This is a genomic window from Inquilinus sp. CA228, assembly GCF_052078665.1.
Lineage (GTDB): Bacteria > Pseudomonadota > Alphaproteobacteria > DSM-16000 > Inquilinaceae > Inquilinus.
This window is the reverse complement of sequence record NZ_JBQJIK010000114.1, coordinates 1-18,981: the sequence shown is the minus strand read 5'-3', so window position 1 is coordinate 18,981 and position 18,981 is coordinate 1. Positions and strand designations below refer to the sequence as shown.

Genomic DNA, 18,981 nt, shown 5'->3' with positions numbered 1-18,981 from the left:
CCGGCGCCCTCGAAGGTCGCGCATTCGTCCAGCATGTTGGTGACGAAGCCGTGGCTCGAGCTGTAGCGGAGGGCTGCGACCGCCCCGACCGTCTGCCCGGACAGGCTGCTCAGCGCTCGCGCGTAGCTGCCTCCGTCCCCGACGCCGGCGAGCGCCGTGAAGCCTTCGTCGAACCCTGCACCGCTGTCCCAGAGCTGCTGCAGATGCGCCGCCACCCGCCGCTGGTTCCGGCCCAGCGGGCCGGCCGCGGCGCTGAACTCCGCCACCGGCTGCACCTGCAGGGTCCCGCCGGACTGTTGCGTATCGAAGCGGTAGAGATGGGTGCGGCTGGCCGTGAAGCCCGGATCGACCGCCAGCCCCTCCGTCGCGCTCAGCACCGTCACGGCGCGGTTGGCGAGCGACACCGGATGCACCTCCACCATGCCGCCCAGGCGCGCATGGCCCTGCACATCGAGGAGGTCCGCCGTGCCGATGCTGTGGTTCGTCTCCACCACCAGACGGCCCGTGGCGCTCTGGACGAGGTCGCCCGTCACGGTCGTCCTGCCGATCGCGCCGGCGCCGCCGACCTGCAAGGTGCCGGCATTGCGGAGCTGGCCGCCGCTCAGGTTGATGGCTGTAAAGGCCTCGATCACGCCGCCGGGACGGTTGTCCACGACATTGCCGGTCCCGCTGTTGAAGACGATGTCGCCCGAGATCGTTCCCGTGTTCGTGACCTGGGTGTTGCTTGACGGCGTGTCGGTCAGGATCGCAATGCCACCGACCGCGGCAGTGATCCCCCCCGCATTGTCGATCTCGTTCCCGACACCGCCCATCAGCCGGATGGCCGCCGCGTCGCGCTGTGTGGGGTCTTGACCAGCGGGGAAGGCAAGGTCGGGCTTGCCGCCGTTAGCCTCCGAAAGGCTATCGATCGAAATTTTGATCTTGCCTGCTCCCAGTCCTCCATCGCTCTGGGCGAAGATGCCCGACGACCCCGTCGAAAACGACTGGACCCGGCTGTTGACGAGCGAGATCGTTATGGCACCGCCGCTGCCGTCGCCGCCGGCAGTGCCCCGCGCCTGAATCTTGTCCAGAGAACCGTCGGCGTTGTTGTAATTGACCATGCCGCCGCCGCCGCCGATGCTCTGAGCGAAGATGGCCGGGGCATAAGCGCCCGTGGTCTGAATGCGGGCGTTCTCCGCAGCGATCGAGATGTCTCCGCCATTGCCGGTGTTGGACTTCACGGCCAGCGCCGTACCCGTCTGGTAGTAGTGGACCGCGGACGGATCGCCGGCGAAGCCGCCGCCGCCGCCGATGCTCTGGGCAATGATGCCGTAGGCGCCGTCGCCGGCGGTGGAAATCGCCGTGCCCGTATTGAGCTGGATGGCGACATTGCCGCCGTTGCCGGTGGCGCCGCCGGGCCCGCCCGCGCCGCCCGGAAGGATGATCTGCCCCCCGACGGCCATCCCGCCGCCACCCCCGATCGACTGCGCCAGGATGCCATGCGCGTCCAGGCCGGATGTGGTGATGGGGCCGCCCGTGGCGACGGAGACGTCCCCGCCGTTGCCGGCGATGCCGTTCTTGCCGCCCAGCGCCAACGTCAAGCCGTGGACGTCGCCAATCCGCCCTTGCGGGTTGTCGACGATCTTGGAGGGATCGAACGTCTCGTCGGTGGTCATCGTCCGGACCAGCCCGCCGCCGCCCCCGACACTCTGGGCAAAGATGGCGATGCCGTGCTTGCCGGTGGTGGTGATCGCGCCGTCCGTCGTGACGCCGACCGCGCCGCCATTCCCGCCGGGGCCGCCATCGCCGCCGATTCCGACGGAGAGGCTCTTCAGCGAGCCGCTGACGGTGCCGGCCAGCGACCCTTCGCCGCCGCCGCCGCCCACGCTATGCGCCATGATGCCGAACGCGGCCACGCCCTGCGTCAGGATCTTGGCGCCCGCCTCGTTGACCACCGTCACGACACCGCCGGTGCCGCCGCCGCCACCCTTGCGGCCCACCCCGATCGCGGTCTGGATCGGCGTGTCGTCGGCGGCGCCGCTGGTCGACGTTGCGGCGCCGCCGCTGCCGCCACCGCCGCCGACGCTTTGCGCATAGATGCCGTCCGACTGCGCCCCCGAGGTCGCGATCCCCCCGGTGTTGGTCGCATTGGCCGCGCCGCCGTCGCCCGCGGCCCCGCCGCTGCCGCCGACCGACACCGAGACGTTCATCTGCTTGGCGGTGCCGTTCTCCGGATCACCCGCCTGCGGCTGCGAGAAGATGCCGTTCAACTCGTCATAGGTCGCCTGGATCTCCTGACCGATCTGCCCGATCCGCAGGATGCCGTCGCCGAGATTGGTGACCGTCTGATTGAGGCCCAGACCGTTTGCCAGGATGTCGAACAAGGCTTTCGCATTCGAGAAGTCGGGTGATCCGCCGGCGGTGGCACCGCCTTTGCCGCCCTTGCCGCCGCCGCCGCCGATGCTCTGCACCGACAGGCCGATCGCATCGGTGCCGCGGGTCACGATGCTGCCGCCATTCGTGACCGTGGCGGTGTTGCCGTTTCCGCCCGCGCCGCCGCTCCCGCCGACACCGACGGCAAGGCTGAGATTGCCGCCGCCGGCCGTGGCGACCCCGCCCCCGCCGGCGCCACCACCCCCGCCGACGCTTTGGGCAAACACCCCATCGGACCCGTCGCCGACCGTCGTCACCGCGCCGGTGCTGGTCACATCGACGGTGTCGGCGTGGCCGCCGGTGCCGCCGGTGCCGCCCACGCCGATCGAGGCGGCGAAGCTGCCCTTTGCCTTGCTCGCCGCCGACGAGGCATCACCGGCGCCGCCGGCCCCGCCGCCGCCGCCGACGCTCTGGGCAAAGACGCCATAGGCATCCTGGCCCCGCGTGGCCACGAGGCCGTCATTCCACACCGTCACCGCGCCGCCGGTCCCGCCGGTGCCCCCGGCGCCGCCGACCGCCACCGCGAGCGAGATCGTGACGCCGGCCTGGGGGCCGCCGGAATAGGACGCCGCCGTGCTGTCGCCACCCGTGCCGCCGCCGCCGCCCACGCTTTGCGCCATGACCCCGATGGCGCCGTCGCCGGCCGTGGCGATCAGCCCGTTACTGTCGAGTGCGACCTGGCCGCCGGTGTTGCCCGCCCCGCCCTTTCCGCCCATCGCCACCGAGATCGAGATGGCGGGGACCTCCTTGCTCGGCGAGAGATCGACCGCGCGCGCGGCCGCTGCCCCACCCGTTCCGCCCCCGCCACCGATGCTCTGGATGAGGATTCCGGTGGCATCCGCGCCGTAGGTCGTGACCTGGCCGGTGTTGCTGACGGCAACATCCCCCGCCGGGCCGCCGCTGCCGCCGCGGCCGCCGACCGCGACCGCCGCAGTCGGAAGGGCGTTGGCGGCAAAGGTGAACGCCGAGCCGCCCTTGCCGCCGCCGCCGCCGATGCTTTGCGCCTGGATGCCGGCCGCATGATCGCCATAGCTGGTGATCAGCGACTTGTTGGTGACGTTCACCAGGCCACCGCCGCCGCCGCCGCCGGCGTCGCCGCCGATCGTCATCGAAAAGAAGCCGACGCCCGTCGAGGCCGCGCTGCCGCCGGCCCCGCCGGACCCGCCGATGCTCTGGGCCAGGATGCCCGCGCCGCCGAGCGTGCTGGTGGAGGCGAACACGCCGTTCGTCAAGTCGACATTGACCGCTCCGCCATTGCCGCCGAGACCGCCATTGCCGCCGATGGCAATCTGGGTGCCGATCGAGATGTCGTTCGTGTCGCCGCCCACGCCGCCGCCGCCGCCGACGCTTTGCGCCACCATCGCGATGGCGCTCTTGCCGGTGGCGATCACCGAGCCGTTGGGCGCCTGGACCACGACCGGGCCGCCATCCCCGCCCGCTGCCCCGGCGCCGGCACTGGCGAAGAAACTCGCATTGCCGCCAGTGCCGCCGGCACCGCCGACACTCTGCACCACGGCGCCATGGGCGAGCGTCCCCGAGGTTCGGACGGTGCCCGTGGTCGCAGCGTTGCCCAGGAACAGGGTGACACCACCGCCGGCGCCCGCGAATCCGCCGCCGCCGGCCTGGCCGTCACCGCCAGCCCCCGCACCGGGCCCGCCGGCGCCGCCGTTGGACTGAACCAGGACGCCCTGACCGCCGCTCTGGCTGGAATAGGCGACCGAGCCGAGAATGGCGGCGCCGGCAGCGCCACCAGTCCCGCCATTCCCGCCGCTGCCGCCTCCCTCTCCGGCCCCGAAGCTCACAGTTCCGCCATGGCCGCCAGCGCCGCCGATGGCCGAGACATAGAGTCCGGCGCCCGCCTGACGGGCCGGGTCCTGGTTGACGGTGACCTCGCCGCCGCTTAACGACAGCATGGCTGTGCCGCCATTGCCGCCCGCACCGCCATTGCCACCGCTGGTGGTGGCGAGCAATACGAAAGCTGCATCGCCTCCGGCGCCTCCGATCCCACCATCTGCGGTGGCAAGCAAACCGATTTGCCCGGTCGTGACAGTGCCGCCCAGCCAATTCAGCGACACCGAGCCCGCCTGTCCGCCATCGCCGCCATGGCCGCCATTTGTGTCGTCTGCCTTGTCTATGGAGGCGGCATTGCCCCCGTTTCCGCCCGAACCGCCGCTGGACAGCGCCGAAACGCCGAAAGCTTCCGCCTGGACCGATCCACTTGCCGTGAGCGCGACCGAGCCGCCGGCCCCCCCTGGCCCGCCAGCGCCCGCGTTCTTGGAGAAGATTCCGCCATCGTTGGAATCTCCTCCCCTGCCGCCCTCGGCGCCTGCGGACGACACGTAGAGTCCGTAGGTCGCCAGACCGGTCTTCGGGTCCGGAACGAAGGTGCCGTCGAAGCTGACGGCAATATTGCCGCCCGCCCCGCCGGCGCCGCCAATGCCGCCCCGGTTTTCGTCCAGGCCGGTGTAGCCGCCTTGACCGCCGGCGCCTCCAACTCCGCCCTGGCTGACGATGATTGCGCCGAACGTCTCGAGGTTAGAGTCAAGGTTGCCGCCGCCGATGAGGGTCAGGGCTTTGTTGACGCCGGTGATCTGCCCGCCGGGCTGTCCCGGACTGCCAGGGAAGCCGTTTTCGTCATCGCCTCCATCGGCCCCGATACAGCCGGCGAGACCCAGCGAAGCCACGCCATAAGACTTCAGCGGTGGAGCGCCGAAGGTCTGGTTCGAGAAATTCGCCGTGACCACAGGCGGTGGAGACGGATTGCTGCTCGAGCTGCACTGCGCCTGCGCCGTGGTGGGGACCGTGATCTGGGCGAAGGCGATGCCGCCGAGCGCCAGGGCGATCCATGACCCCGAAAGGCGCCCCGGACCCGGGTCGGCTTCTCCGGCACCGCTCCGGCGGTCCGCGAGGCCGCCTTCCATTGTTGTGCAGGACCCGTCTGCTTTCCACCACCCGGTCATTGTGTTCCCCCCTTCTCGACACCGCGCTGATCACAGCATCCGCCGAGCCATCGGCACCGGCGAACCGGTCAGTTGAGATTGTAAAGGATCGCCGATATCTCACCCTCGTCGCCGAAGACCTCGATGACATCGGCGATGCTGCTGATCGGCGCGACATCGTTCACATAGACGACATAGGCGAGCAATTTCCCCGCCCTGGATTTCAGGTATCCGGCAAAGACCTGAGCCTTGAGCGTGTCGCCCTCGACCGTCGTCCCGGTCTTCGCGAAGACCCGCCCGATGGCCGGCGCAATGACCGGATTCGGCGGATCGACGCCGACCGTCGCCAGGGAGCCGTCGACACCAAGAACCGGCAGGGCGTCGAAATACACTCCTGCCGCCTTCGTCTTCCGCATCGCGGCGAGGAGATCGGTCACGGCAGCGGGCGTTGCGCGGCTGTCGGGGCTGCCGCTGCCATTGGTCGGAAAGTCGAAGCCATCGGCACGGAGCCCGTACTCCGTCACGAGCGCGGTCCGTTCGGCCGCAAGGGCGGTCCCGATCGTCCTCGCCCCTTTCGTCAGCCCGAACAGGACGAGGCTCATATTGGCGCCGAGATTGTGGCTGACCTTGAGGATCAGCCTGGCGTACTCCGAGTATGGCGGCGACGTGAACCGGGCGACTTGCGCGGTCCGCCGATACGCGTCGCCCGACGGCAGCCTCGCACTCGGATTCGGGCCGGTGGCCGCCGCTTTGACGGGTACGCCCGCCCGGCCCAGCGCTTCGATCAGCGCCGTGCGCGCAAAGGCTGACGGATCGGCGATCGGAAACGTCCGGACCAAGGTCGGCACGCCGGGCAGGGCAGGCTTGTATCCGACCGGTATCTGGCCCTTGACGATCCCCAGTCCGGGATCGTCGGGCGAGGTCTCCAGGGAGATCTCGAGCGGTTCGCCAGCAGCGACGGTCCGCACCTCCGACGTGACCGCGAAGGCCGCGGTTTTTGGGCGCCAGTCGACGTTTGCCGGGCGTCCGGGTTCAGTTGGCAGGATCGTGACGTCGATCAGGTTGTCGTTCACGATGATCGGTGTGATCAGGACATTCCCGTTCGGCACCCGAAACTGGTCGAAGAGGCGATCGTCCACGATGACATCGCCGGCGACGGCTTTGATGCCGGACGCGGCGACCTGCCCGGCGAGGAGATCGAGGCCGGCAAGCGGATCGGGCTTGGTCAGGATCGCACTGCCGAGCGAGTTGGCCTCGGTATGGTCGAAATTGGTGAAGGCGACCTTGCCGTCGGCCGTGGTCCGTCCGCCGAGGGTCAGGTCGCCGCTGGCGACGAGGACGAGGTCGCCCTGCAGGGTTCCGTCAGGCGCCAATTCACCGACACGATAGACCGGCGTTTCGAAACGATGGTCGATGCCGAGCGCATTCAGCGCGAGACCGACCGAGAACAGTTTCCGCACCGAACCCGTGAAGAACAGGGCGTCTGCGCCATAGGACGTCGTCGTCGCGCCTGAGGCGAGGTCGATCGCACGCAGACCCCAGACCGCCCCGGAATAGCGCGGCGCATCCATGATCGCACGGATCGCCGGGGGCAGATCGGTCTGGGCTGCGGCCGAGCCGGTCGCGGCGCAGCCGAGCAGCACCGCAGCGGCTGAAGCGGAGATCAAGGCGCGTCGCACTCTGTTGAAACCGGGTCGTTCCACCTCGTCCTCCTGGATTGCGGCCTAATAGGCCTGCTGAATCGCAGCAGCGATCGCAGCGATGTCGTGATCGGCGGCAATGAAATCCTCGATCGAGGCAAAGGGCGCCGTGTTCAGGAAGATCGCAAATGCGAGATCACGACCGCTTTTCGCCTCGATGTAGCCGACCTGCGTCTTGGCGATGATCAGGCCCTGATAGTCTCCGGGCGCTGTCGTGATCCGGGTGCCGTCCTTGATCTGGATATGCCCGGCCGCCGGGGTTCCGACACCGTTCGCGGCCTGTGTCCCATCCACGCCCAGGATGGCCATCCCGCGCCGTATGGACCGTCCCCAGGGCTCCTTGACGATCCGCGTCAGCACCGTCGTCTGATCGGCGGGGGCGGTCTTGGCGTGGTCGTTGGAACCGGCGCCGTCGAAGACGTAAGTGCTCTGTCGCGACACGCCGAGGCGGTCGAGCAGCTCCAGCTCCTTGCCGATTCCCGCCTCGCAGTCGCGGCTTCCGGCTTTCACCGCGGCAAGGCACAGCAGCAGGTGGGCACCGCGATTGTAGCTGACCTTGAGCACGACCTTGACGTATTCGGAAAGCGGCGGTGAGACGTGCTCCGCCACTTTGGTCTCGGCAGACAATGCTGCCGCATCGGGCAGCTTGTCGGCGGGGTTCCGGCCGAGCGGGTTCGCCTCGACCTTCACGCCGGCGCGCCGGAGGGCTTCGATGAAGGCGGTCCGGGCGAAGGCAGCCGGGTCGGGCACGTGCCAGATGTTCAAGGTGGGCGGAGATCCGGCGGCGATCTCGCCCGTGACGCGGACCTCTCCCGGGGCGGGCGTTTCGATCCTGATGGGCTTCGGGTTTTCCGCGACCGTCATCACCTCGGCCACCACCTTGATCGCAGCGGTCTTCGGACGCCAATCGACCTTCGCCGGCTGACCCGCGCTCGCCGCCGTCGTCACGATGTCGACGACATTCTCGTTGAGCCAGATCGGCGAGATGATCCCGTCGGTCGGGTCGCGGTAGGTGTCAAATAGTCGTGTGTCGACGATGACGTCGCCTCTGACTTCGGCGATGCCGGACGCACGGACTGCCTTCGCCAGGTTGTCCAGGGCGGTCAGCGGGTCGCTCCCCTTGACCAGAGCGCCTCCGGCAAAGCCCGTATCGGCATAGTTGTGGTCGATCTCCGGGAAATTGTTGTAGCCGAGCGTGCCGTCCGGCTGTTCGCGCAGGCCAAAGCTGAAATCGCCTGAAGCGACCAGGACCAGGTCTCCGCCGAGCACGCCGCCCGACACCGCCCCGGCCCGGTAGACCGGAGTGTGAAACCGGTAGTCTGGCCCATACAGGTCGAGCACGGTGGCCGAGCTGTAGACCTTCATGATCGATCCGGGGGTCAGTGACCGGTCGCCCGCCTGATCGATGAGCACGGCACCCGTGGCGAGATCAGCCACGCGCATCCCCCAGTTGGTATGCGCGTAGGCTGGTTTCGACTGGATTGTCTCGATCTGGGCCGAAACGCTTGCGGGCAGGTCGCCCACGACCGGAGCCAGGGTATCGGCCTGCGCCTCGCCGCAAGCAACGGCAAGGCCGACGACAGCGGCGAGCACCGCCATGGACATCGGGGGGATGGAGGACATCAGGTTGCTCCCTTCAGCACGGCTAGAACTTTGCTCCCACGGCAAAGCGGAACAGGACGCCATCGACGTCGAGCTTCGGCTCGTCCTTGTAGGCCGTCGCGACATAGGCGGTGGCGTTGAAGCGCTCGCCGATCACGGTCTGGATGCCGCCCCCGACCGAACCGAGCGAGGCGACGTCGTAGTCTCTGTCGGGCGGATTCCAGACCGCGCCATAGTCGACGAATCCGAACAGGCTGAGATCGGTCAGCCATGCGATGCCGGTGTCGATCCTCTGCCGAAGCTGGAACGCCGCCGCAATGCCGTTATCCCCGGTGATGGAGGCGCTGTCGAAGGCGCGGCTGTAGGGCTCGCCTCCCAGGTCGAAGCGGACCGCCGAGGGAAGCTCGGTGAAGGCGTGTTGCCACGCGAACTGCAGTTGCGCCGAGAGGGAATCCGTGATGTCGCGCGAGAGCGTGCCTTGCCCGAACACATAGGTGAAATCGTCGTTGTCGGTGTCCGAGCCGAGGCCGCTGAAGCCCTGGCCCAGGCCGGCCTCGGCGACGATGGCGACGCCGGCGATCATCGTGTCGTAGGTGGCTGTTGCCGTCAGCCATCGGTTGCTCTCCCGCACCGCCGGATCGCCGTTGACGTCGACCGCGATATCCTTGCCATTGATCGCGATATCGGCGATCAGGCTGTGGTCGATCGCACGCACGATCGCGTATCTCAGGAAGGCCTTACCGAACGTGGTCTCGGCGTGGATGTCGTCATCGGCCTCCGGATTCGACCAGACCTGGCCGAACTCGTATCCGGCGAAGAAACCCGACGGCCCGAGCGGGAACAACTGCCCGAACCGCAGGAAGACGAGCTCGTCGGGGTCGGCAGGATTTGTCACCGCGAGCACTTCGGTGCCCTCGAACAATCCGAGAGCATCGTTGAGGCGCGCGATACCGGAAAGCTGCAGCGGCCCGGTGGCCGGCGTACCGAGATTGTCGAGACGGGCATCGAACCCGAACCGTGTGGCGTCGACCTTCAGCACCAGCCGTCCTGCGGCCGGATCGTCCTCGACTTTAGAGAGGTCAGCTTGCATCGTGACGCCGGGGATATCGGCGATGAGCAGCAGGTAGCGCTCAAGGCTGGAGATGCGGACCGGCCGCATCGCCACCATGCGGTCGATATAGGGCTTCAGCCTCTCCTTGAGACCCGGCCGATCCGATTCGACGACAACGTCGCGGATATAGGATTCATAGACGACGATGCGGATGCGGCCAGTGGTGAAATCCTGTTGTGGAACCAGGCCCGCTCCATAGTAATCGTTTTCGCGGTAGACGCGTTCGATTCCGTCGATCACAGATTTCAGGTCGACAAGCGAGATCTCTCGACCGATCAGGTTTCGCCAGAGCGGAGAAAAGAGGACCGGATCGAGCGTCTTTGCGCCTTCGAGATCGACGCTGCGGAGTGTGAAGCGGACGGTTCCGAGCTGCTCGATGGGCACGCCGGCGACCGGGGCGGCGTGTGTCACGGCAATGCTTGGAGGCCGCTGCGGTGGCGGCTCGAACCGCTCGATGACGGTCGTCTGGTCTCGGATGATGCGGTCTGCGTCCTGCGCCTCGGCACGCGCGGCCAGAGCCCAGAGCAGGCCTGAGGCGATCAGCGTTACTTTGGTCGCAAGACAAAGCCGATTGCCCTGACTCATTCTTTGCTCCCAAGGCACTCTATCTTGAGCAACAACCTGCCGCACTTCGTTATACTGTTGGTGGTCACGGAAGCTCTGGTGTCCACTGTCGAAGGTTTGATCGACATGAGGCACGACCGCTCCGCGCCAATATTTCCAAAGTCGACCGTCAGACGATACTCGATTCCTGACCGATACTACGTTGATGATTGTCCATCCAACCATTGTCGCCAGCGCGGCCCTCCGAATAGGGGTTTGCCTGCGCCTGAATCCTCAAGCCTTGGACCTCGCAAACTTCGAAGATATTGGTCCCAGATAACCGGTTATGAGTGTATAGAATTCTTTGTCTTTTCCTGGAAGATTTGCCCTGGAAAATCGGACTCGTCGTGGCGACGGGGCAATAGGAGGAAGGGAGGGGGTGCGGCGCGGGATATCGATCGGAAGCTGCGAGTGACGGCTGCTCTCGTCGGCGCAGTGACGTGCAAGGATCTCGCGGCAGTGTTCCGTCGCGTCAACCCGGCCTGGGCGCATGCGGCCCTGCGGGCGGTCGTCAACCCGGTGTGCCAGCCCTGGCCGGTTCCCCAGGGTGGATGGCCGGAGGGGAGCTTCATCCTGGTGTTCGACGCGAAGGATGTGTTCTGACCGGGCGGAACGGACGGCGGGGCGAGCTGCGATATCTGCCGTGGGGATATTCCTCTGATGCCGCCGGCGTGGTAGATTGTGGAAATTCGCTCGTGCATGTTTTTTGCTCGAATTTTTCCAAACAGACCGGCAGGCGGTCGGAACGCCGAGACCCTCGGACAAAGCGGCAGGTAGCGAAGGGTTACTTCGTATCCATCGACAATACTTCGACTTGTTTCGTTCTGCCGCCTTGATGCTTCAGCCTTTTCACAGACCCTATTGTGGATCGTCACAATGGCAGCAAGACCAAAGCCGCCCATCGACGCCGAGGCCGCAGCGGATGCCGCGGCCAAGGCCAGGAGCGCCCGGCCCAAGCTGTATGCCGCGCGCCAGTTCCTGGATCGCGACACGCAGAATGATCTGGGCGTCCGCCTCCCCTTTGACGTCTATTTCCAGGACCCCTACGTCACGGCATCCAACCCGGCCTATGATTTCGACGAGAAGTTCACCGTGCCGTGGGAGCCGGGCCTCGCCGACGGGCCGACCAGCGCGCGCTTCGCGGTCGTGGACTATGACGGCAGCAGCGAGACCCTGACTCCCCCGGCCCGCTGGGATGACAAGCTCGGCAAGTTCCTCGACACCAAGGGCGAGGTGCTCGACCGCCGCAATCTCGACTCGCCGCAATTCCACCAGATGAATGCCTGGGCGACGTTGCAGAACGCGCTCGACTTCTTCGAGAACGGCTTCGGCCTCGGCCGCCGCATCGACTGGGGGTTCGAGGGCAACCGCCTGATCGTCGTGCCGCATGCCGGCTACGGCGAGAACGCCTTCTACGACCGCGACAGCAAGTCGCTGCAATTCTACTATTTCGACCGCGGCGAGGGTAAGGCGCGGAAGCGCATCCACACCTGCCTGTCGGCCGACATCATCAACCACGAATTCGGCCATGCCGTGCTCGACGGCATCCGGCCGCACTATCACGAATCCATCCTGACCGAGACCGCGGCCTTCCACGAATTCCTGGGCGACATCTCGGCGATCCTGATCGCCTTCCGCAACACCGCCTTCCGCATCCAGATCGCCAAAGCCACCAAGGGAGACCTCGAGAGCGACAATCCGCTGTCGAGCCTGGCCGAGGAGTTCGGCAGCAACATCGGCGACAAGCCCTATCTGCGAAGCGCCCGCAACGAGCTGACATACGCGGATGTGAAGGACGACCAGCGCCATCACTACATGTCCCAGGTCCTCACCGGCGCGATGTTCGACATCATTCGCCGGCTGACCGCCCACTACATGAAGACCGAGCGCATGTCGGTGGAGGTCGCGCTCTGGCGCACGATTTCCCGCATGCAATGCATGGCCTTGCAGCCACTGGACCTGCTGCCGCCGGTCGACGCGACCTTCGAGGACTACGTCTTGGCGGTGCTGCGCAACGAGCAGATCGTCAACCCGACCGATCCCGACCGCTATCGCGCCATGATGATCGACGTCTTCGCCGCCCGCGGGCTTCTCAGCGAGGAGCGGGTCGCCGACCTCACGAAGCCGACGACCGTCTTCGACCGCCTGGACGTCGCCATCTTCCACGACCCGCAGAGCATCGCGGCCTCCCGCGCCAACGCCTACCGCTTCCTCGACGACAACCGCAGGGAGCTGTTCATCCCCTTCGCCGCGGATGTCGTCGTCACCGACCTGTCGCTGGCGCAGAAGCTGACGGTCGCGGCCCGCCGCCAGCCGAGACAGGTTCTGCTGCAATACATCTGGCGCGAGGATGTGCGGCTCGACGGCGAGCGGTTCGGCCGCTTCGACGGGCAGACCACCCAGATGCTCTGCGGCGGCACCCTGGCGCTCGACATCGACGGCAACCGCCTCGACTGGCGGAGGAAGCCGGGGACCATGCCGCTGATCGGCGGATCCCGCAAACGCGCGGCCGAGGAGGCCGAGGCCGAAGCCGGCAAGGCCCGGCGCGAGGCCTTCCTCGACGCCCTTGCCGCGCGTATCGCGGCCGGGCGCATCGGCGACGGCGCGGCGGGAGGCGCGGCCGGCCTGCTGGCGAAGTCGATGGCGCCGGTGACGGCGACCAGCGACGGCGGGACCGTCCGCTTCGGGCTGTCGCCGCATATCGGCATCAAGAGCGACGAGGACGAGGAGATGGGAGAACGGCCGTGGACAATCAGCTCCTGATCCGCGCCTACAGTGTGGGCGTCGGCGACTGCATCTATGTCCGTATCCCCAAGGCCCGCAAGAAGGGTGGCAGGGTCGACGACTTCCACATCCTGATCGACTGCGGGACGAGAGCCGTCGGTGATCTGCTCAAGACCGCGCTCGATCACCTGAAGGGCGAGCTGCCGGACGAAGGCGGCAAGAAGCGCCTCGACCTCCTGCTCATCAGCCACGAGCACGAGGACCACATCAAGGGCATCGACCCGAAGTGGTTCGACGCGATCAGGATCGAGAATCTGTGGATGAGCGTCGCCATGGACCGCGATCACCCGCAGGCGAAATTCGCGCATCAGCTGCACGACATGGCCGCGACGGCGATGCGCAACATCGCCCTGCGCGGCCTGGCGCTGAGCCCCGAGCTGCAGGACATCGTCGATCGCTACGGGATCGGCAATGACGGCGCCGTCGACGCGCTGCGGACGACGCTGCCGGAGCGGAACGGCATCACGCCGCTCTACGTCCATGCCGACCTGAAGCCGGCGGCGCTGCAGCCGAAGACTCTGACCGGCGCCACATTCAAGGTGCTCGGGCCCGAATTCGACATCGATGCCACCTATCTCGGCGATGCCGGGCCGGCGATCCTGCACGGCTTTGCCGCCGCGACCGGCGTGCTGGCGCCGAAAGCCGGCGGCGGCGACGTCGACACCCCCGCCAACATCAGCGCATCCGACTTCCAACGCCTGCGGTCGCGCATGATGTCGAGCGCCTTCGCCTTTGCCGAGGAGGAGGGCGAGGTCGTCAACAACACCAGCGTGATGCTGCTGATCGAATGGCGCGGCCGCCGGCTGCTGTTCGTCGGCGACGCCGAATGGAACCGCGCCTATCGGGACAAGAAGAAGAATTTCGCCTGGAACACCGCTTGGAAACTGCGGAAGGAAGAGCTCGGCAAGCCCATCGATTTTCTCAAGATCGGCCATCACGGCAGCATCAATTCGACACCCTGGAACGACAAGGAAGACGGCGAGGTGACCGAGCCCAGCCAGATTCTGGATGCGATACTGCCGCTTCCCGGCGCCGGCGCGAGACCGAAGGCCAAGGCGGTCGTCTCGACCGAGCGCACCACCTACAAGGTCATTCCCCGGGCCACGCTGCTGCTCGAAATCGGCAAGCGGGTCGGCAACACCAGGATCTACGCGAACGAACTGGGCCCCGATCAGATCGCCGACCTGCCGAACTACGACGCCTATGAACAGAAATGGCTGGACCGGCCCCAGCCGGTCCGCACCGATCTCGAAACCCGCCTCACCGGCAAGGGCTTCGTGGACGTGCTGATCGAGCCTGCAGGAGACTGAGGCTCCGTCCCGAACGGTTCTCTCTCAATCCGCTTCTCCAAATGCCGGGACCAGGCATCTAACCCGGCGGGCCAAGCCGGTAGCCGGCGCCGCGGATCGTGGTGATCAGCTCGCCCGCGGCGGATCGATGGAGCTTGCCGCGCAGCCGGCTCATATGCGCCGCGACGACATTAGTGCTCGGGTCGAAGCGCAGGTGCCAGACATGCTCCAGCAGCATGGCCTTGCTCACCACGCGGCCGGCATTGCGCAGCAGGTATTCCAGCAGCTGGAACTCGCGCGGCTGCAACTCGACCGGGTTGCCGGCGCGGGTGACCGAGCGGCGCAGCAGGTCCATCTCCAGGTCGCCGCAGCGCAGCGCCGTCTCCGCCGTGCCGTGGCGGGCGCGGCGGCCCAGCGCTTCGACGCGGGCCAGCAGCTCCGGCAGGGCGAAGGGCTTCGGCAGGCAGTCATCGCCGCCTGCCTCCAGCCCCGCGACCCGGTCCTCCATCCCGCCCATCGCGGTCAGGAACAGGACCGGCGTCCCGACATCGGCGGCGCGCAGCCGCCGGACCAGGGCCAGGCCGTCGAGCCCCGGCACCATGCAATCGATCACCAGGAGTTCGAAGGCGCCGCTGGCGGCGGCCAGGAAGCCGCGCGGCCCTTCATCCACCGCCTCCACCACATGGCCGTTGGCCGTCAGGCCCTCGGCGACAGTGTCCGCATCGTCCTCGATCAGCAGGATCCTCATCGCAACGCGCAACCCCCAACGGCCCAGCCCGGGCTGGACAGCATCAATAACAAACTCGATTTGCCACGGAAAATCTCACAAAAAATTTCTACTATAAAAATATAGATAGTCATGACAAAGCATAGACCTACAAATTAAGGCCAATATTAAAAATCCGTTATCTTTCTCATCTAGACTCTTCAGATCTCTCGGCCGAACTATATATAGGCCTCCTTACAGATCCTCCTGATAGACCGCCCCAGAGGTTAACGATGTCTGGCGATAGCAAGCCGATCTCCGAACCGAAATTGTCCATCGCCCGTTCCGCGGCCGATGATCCGCTCGACGGATCCGCGGCAGGCGACGCCCCGGACGGCTGGTACGAGCCGGACCGCCTGGGTCCTCCGCGGGAGGTGGAGGCCGGCCCCGCCGCCCGGCCGACCAACGCCGCCCGCATCGTCGACCACCTGAAATCGATCCTGTCCGCCGCGCGCCGGGACGACGCCTGACCCGATGACGGCAAGGCCGCACCTCCACACTTCTCTGTAGCAACTGCTTCGTGTATGAGTGTTTGTAGCAGTTGCAACATCGACGTGTCCAGACGTGACCGATCTCGCCCCACTCCCGATCGAACAGCGCGTCGAGGCGGCGATCGGCCGCCTGTCGCCGGCGGAACTGCGGGTCGCCCGCTTCGTCGTCGAGCAGAAGGAGGCCGTGCTGCTGTCCTCGGCCGCGGAGATCGCGGCCCGGGCCGGCACCAGCGACGCCACGGTGGTGCGGACGGCGCGGTCGCTCGGCTTCGACGGGCTGCCGCAGCTGCGCGAGGCGCTGCTGGCCGACCTGACCGGGACGACCACGCCGGGCAGCCGCATGCGCCGCACCCTCGATGTCGTCGGCAACGACGCGGCCGGCGCGCTGCAGCATGTCCTGGCGATCCACCGCGAGGCCACGGAGGCCCTGGCCGGGCCGGCGTTCCAGCGCCCCTTCGCCCATGCCGTGGAGATTCTGGCCGCCGCCCGGCGCCGGCATGTCTTCGGCATCGGTCCGTCCGGCAGCCTGGCCGAATACGCCGCGCTGCAGTTCAGCCGCATCGGGTTGCCCAGCGAGGCGCTGGCCGCGACCGGCATCGGCCTGGCCGACCGGCTGCTGCGGGTCGCCGAGGGCGACGCGCTGATCCTGATCGCCTATGCGCCGATCTATCGCGAGGTGGCGGTGACGCTGGATGTCGCCGAGCGGCACCGGGTGCCGGTGCTGCTGGTCAGCGACAGCCTGGGCCCCTTCGTCCGCGAGCGCGTCGCGGCGATCCTGCCGGTGCCGCGCGGCCGGGCCGACCATCTGTCGATGCATGCCGGCACCATGCTGCTGATCGAGGCGCTGGTCGTCGCCCTGGCGGCGCGCGACCGCGAGCGCGCGCTGGCAGGCCTGGAGACGCTGGGCGCCCTGCGCGGCGAGATCGACAAGCTCTGGCTGAGACGGGGGCCGAAACGGACGCCATGACCGATACCACCGCCATCATCTCCACCATCACCGCCGCTTTCCTCGGCTCCTTCGTCGAGGTGGTGGAGGCGTTCACCATCATCCTGGCCGTCGGCCTGTCGCAGAGCTGGCGGCCGGCCTTCATCGGCACCGCGGCGGCCTTGGGCGTGCTGGCGGTGCTGGTCCTGCTGCTCGGCCCGCTGCTGGAGCTGGTCCCGATCGAGGCGCTGCAATTCGTGATCGGCACGCTGCTGATCCTGTTCGGCCTGCGCTGGCTGCGGAAGGCGATCCTGCGGGCGTCGGGCCTGATCGCGCTGCGCGACGAGGCCCGCGCCTTCGCGGCGGAGACCGACCAGCTGCGCCGCCGCAGCGCCGAGCGCCGCGCCGACTGGCTGGCCGGCGTCGCCGCGTTCAAGGCGGTGCTGCTGGAAGGCACCGAGGTCGTGTTCATCGTCATCGCCGTCGGCGCCGGGCGCGGCATGATCGGCTATGCCAGCCTCGGCGCCGCCGCGGCCTGCCTGCTGGTGCTGATCATCGGGCTGGTGGTGCACAAGCCGCTGTCGCGGGTGCCGGAGAACACGCTGAAATTCACGGTCGGCCTGCTGCTCACCGCCTTCGGCGTGTTCTGGACCGGCGAGGGCCTTGGCGCCCACTGGCCGGGCGCGGATCTGTCGCTGCTCGGCATCCTGGCGGTGGTCGCGGCCGCGTCCTTCGCCGCCGTCCGGCTGCTGCGGCTGCCGCCCGGCGAACCGGCCCGGGGGGCCACGCCATGACCGCGATCAAGGCCGTGCTGACCGAGCTGCTGGGCCTGTTCATCGATGACGGCGCCCTGGCGCTGGCCGCGATCGTGCTGATCGCCGCCGTCGCCGCCGCAGTCCGCTGGGCCGGGCTGCCGGGGCTGGAGGGTGGGCTGCTGATCCTCCTCGGCTGCCTGCTGATCCTGGCCGAGAGCCTGGTCCGGACCGCGCGGGCGAAGCGCCGCGGCGGGGGGTGATCGGAGCCGCTATGCCGCCGCCGGCAGGTGGAACGCCAGCCCGAGATGGTCGTGGAAGGCGCGGACGGGCTCATTGCCGTCGTTTCCGCTTTGCCTAGTATGTCGGCAAGGCCTCTCCAGGAAATGGCGCCATTGGCAGTTGAACTCGTCTACGAAACGCATTCGACCACCGAGGACAATGAGAAGGGCATCGCCACCGGCTGGTTGCCCGGCCGTCTGTCACCGGCTGGTCGCGCGCAAGCGGCCAGACTCGGCACGCGTCGGCGGAATGACGGGCTTTCCGCGGTGTTCGTGTCGGACCTCGATCGCGCCGTCGAAACAGCGGCCATCGCGTTTTCCGGGCTCGCCATTCCCATCCACCAGGACAAGCGGCTGCGCGAATGCAACTACGGCGAACTGAATGGCTGTCCGGTCGAGATGCTGGCCACGATGCGAGGCCAGCATCTCGAGCACCCGTTCCCTGGCGGGCAGAGCTATCGACAGGTGGTCGAGGCCACCGAAAGCTTTCTGAAGGACGTCAAGGATCGGTGGGACGGCGCTCGGGTGCTCGTCATTGCCCATTCGGCCAACAGATGGGACCTGCAACATCTGCTTGACGGGGCAAGGCTGGAGGATCTGGTGGAGGCTCCGCTCAAGTGGCAGCCAGGCTGGGCCTTCGTTGTGCCGTGAAGGCCGGAGCCGACCCGAAGCGGCCATTGAGGTTTGGCCGGCACATAGCAGCTTTCCCGTGGACCACCTCTGCTGCAGGCCAGGTACGCCAGCTGCGGCATCCGAATCCACTATTGATCAAGCCGATAATCGATAACCTTCATATCTCTCTTTCTAATCAGAACCGCTGGCGCCGGTCCGAGTATTATCGCATTCTCATTCGGATTTGGCTGTATGTATCGATACTCGATGACCCAATTATCTTTGTCATCTATTATCCTCTCCTCCATACCAGAAAAATCAAAATCCGGAAATCTGGTATTGATATATAATTTCGCGACATCGCTTACCTTTTCCTTTGTACGCCACTCCGCTGAACTCTGACATCCAGATACTGCAACTACGAGACAAGCAATACACATTCTATGCAACATAGAAAAAATCATCATTTCGCCCCTCGAAAAAAAATCCATTGCCATCGACTTCGACAACGATGCCCGGGCAGCCATTCTGCGCGTCCCCATAGGTCCATAGGTTCTTCTCGCTCGGATACGGACTGCCGCCATCTAAGAGTCTGTTTTGAAAATCAGGGATGAGTGTTTCGTCGGATGAGAATTCCGCCCATGGCGACGAGGATCATCGCGTGCGAGACGTCGATGCGCTTTTCGTAGTCGCGGACGAGGCGGCGCCATCTGG

13 protein-coding genes and 1 pseudogene are annotated in these 18,981 nt (G+C 66.9%); 8 read left to right on the top strand and 6 right to left on the bottom strand.

Annotated features, from left to right (window positions below; genetic code table 11):
- The 4 genes from ACTOWL_RS35270 to ACTOWL_RS35255 form a co-directional block, all read right to left on the bottom strand.
- A partial coding sequence (locus ACTOWL_RS35270; protein ID WP_441325982.1) for a beta strand repeat-containing protein occupies window positions 1–5,372 on the bottom strand: 5,372 nt, incomplete at its 3' end.
- 68 nt (window positions 5,373–5,440) lie between these two features.
- Window positions 5,441–7,054 carry a D-alanyl-D-alanine carboxypeptidase/D-alanyl-D-alanine-endopeptidase gene (locus ACTOWL_RS35265; protein ID WP_441325981.1) on the bottom strand — a complete coding sequence of 538 codons (1,614 nt, stop codon included), beginning with the start codon at window positions 7,052–7,054 and terminating at the stop codon, window positions 5,441–5,443.
- 21 nt (window positions 7,055–7,075) lie between these two features.
- The gene (gene dacB / locus ACTOWL_RS35260) at window positions 7,076–8,674 is read right to left on the bottom strand and encodes a D-alanyl-D-alanine carboxypeptidase/D-alanyl-D-alanine endopeptidase (RefSeq protein WP_441325980.1); all 1,599 of its coding nucleotides are present in this window, start codon (window positions 8,672–8,674) and stop codon (window positions 7,076–7,078) included.
- 22 nt (window positions 8,675–8,696) lie between these two features.
- Window positions 8,697–10,349 (bottom strand): ShlB/FhaC/HecB family hemolysin secretion/activation protein, encoded by a 1,653-nt coding sequence (locus ACTOWL_RS35255; RefSeq protein ID WP_441325979.1) that lies wholly within the window; start codon window positions 10,347–10,349, stop codon window positions 8,697–8,699.
- Window positions 10,350–10,778: 429 nt separating this feature from the next.
- Between ACTOWL_RS35255 and ACTOWL_RS35250 the strand changes: the two genes are divergently transcribed.
- From ACTOWL_RS35250 to ACTOWL_RS35240, 3 genes are all read left to right on the top strand, one after another.
- The gene (locus ACTOWL_RS35250) at window positions 10,779–10,970 is read left to right on the top strand and encodes a hypothetical protein (RefSeq protein WP_441325978.1); all 192 of its coding nucleotides are present in this window, start codon (window positions 10,779–10,781) and stop codon (window positions 10,968–10,970) included.
- 273 nt (window positions 10,971–11,243) lie between these two features.
- Entirely contained in the window at window positions 11,244–13,130 is a 1,887-nt protein-coding gene (locus tag ACTOWL_RS35245; RefSeq protein WP_441325977.1) for a hypothetical protein, read from the top strand.
- Window positions 13,112–14,461, top strand: coding sequence for a hypothetical protein (locus tag ACTOWL_RS35240; RefSeq protein WP_441325976.1), 1,350 nt, complete (start codon window positions 13,112–13,114; stop codon window positions 14,459–14,461). The genes ACTOWL_RS35245 and ACTOWL_RS35240 overlap by 19 nt, the downstream gene beginning before the upstream one ends.
- A gap of 58 nt (window positions 14,462–14,519) precedes the next feature.
- Here the strand turns inward: ACTOWL_RS35240 and ACTOWL_RS35235 are convergent, their stop codons facing one another.
- The gene (locus ACTOWL_RS35235; RefSeq protein WP_441325975.1) at window positions 14,520–15,188 is read right to left on the bottom strand and encodes a response regulator transcription factor; all 669 of its coding nucleotides are present in this window, start codon (window positions 15,186–15,188) and stop codon (window positions 14,520–14,522) included.
- Window positions 15,189–15,475: 287 nt separating this feature from the next.
- Here ACTOWL_RS35235 and ACTOWL_RS35230 point away from each other — a divergent pair, with 287 nt between their 5' ends.
- The 5 genes from ACTOWL_RS35230 to ACTOWL_RS35210 all read left to right on the top strand — a co-directional run bounded on the left by ACTOWL_RS35230 (window position 15,476) and on the right by ACTOWL_RS35210 (window position 18,306).
- On the top strand, window positions 15,476–15,676 hold the full coding sequence (locus tag ACTOWL_RS35230; RefSeq protein ID WP_441325974.1) for a hypothetical protein: 201 nt from the start codon (window positions 15,476–15,478) through the stop codon (window positions 15,674–15,676).
- A 94-nt stretch (window positions 15,677–15,770) separates the two neighbouring features.
- Entirely contained in the window at window positions 15,771–16,664 is an 894-nt protein-coding gene (locus ACTOWL_RS35225; RefSeq protein WP_441325973.1) for a MurR/RpiR family transcriptional regulator, read from the top strand.
- Entirely contained in the window at window positions 16,661–17,416 is a 756-nt protein-coding gene (locus ACTOWL_RS35220) for a COG4280 domain-containing protein (protein WP_441325972.1), read from the top strand. Before ACTOWL_RS35225 ends, ACTOWL_RS35220 begins: the two co-directional genes overlap by 4 nt.
- Entirely contained in the window at window positions 17,413–17,637 is a 225-nt protein-coding gene (locus ACTOWL_RS35215; RefSeq protein WP_441325971.1) for a hypothetical protein, read from the top strand. Before ACTOWL_RS35220 ends, ACTOWL_RS35215 begins: the two co-directional genes overlap by 4 nt.
- Before the next feature lie 27 nt (window positions 17,638–17,664).
- Window positions 17,665–18,306, top strand: coding sequence for a histidine phosphatase family protein (locus ACTOWL_RS35210; RefSeq protein WP_441325970.1), 642 nt, complete (start codon window positions 17,665–17,667; stop codon window positions 18,304–18,306).
- 565 nt (window positions 18,307–18,871) lie between these two features.
- Here ACTOWL_RS35210 and ACTOWL_RS35205 read toward each other — a convergent pair.
- Window positions 18,872–18,981 (bottom strand): annotated as a pseudogene (locus ACTOWL_RS35205) (IS5/IS1182 family transposase); the annotation flags it as partial.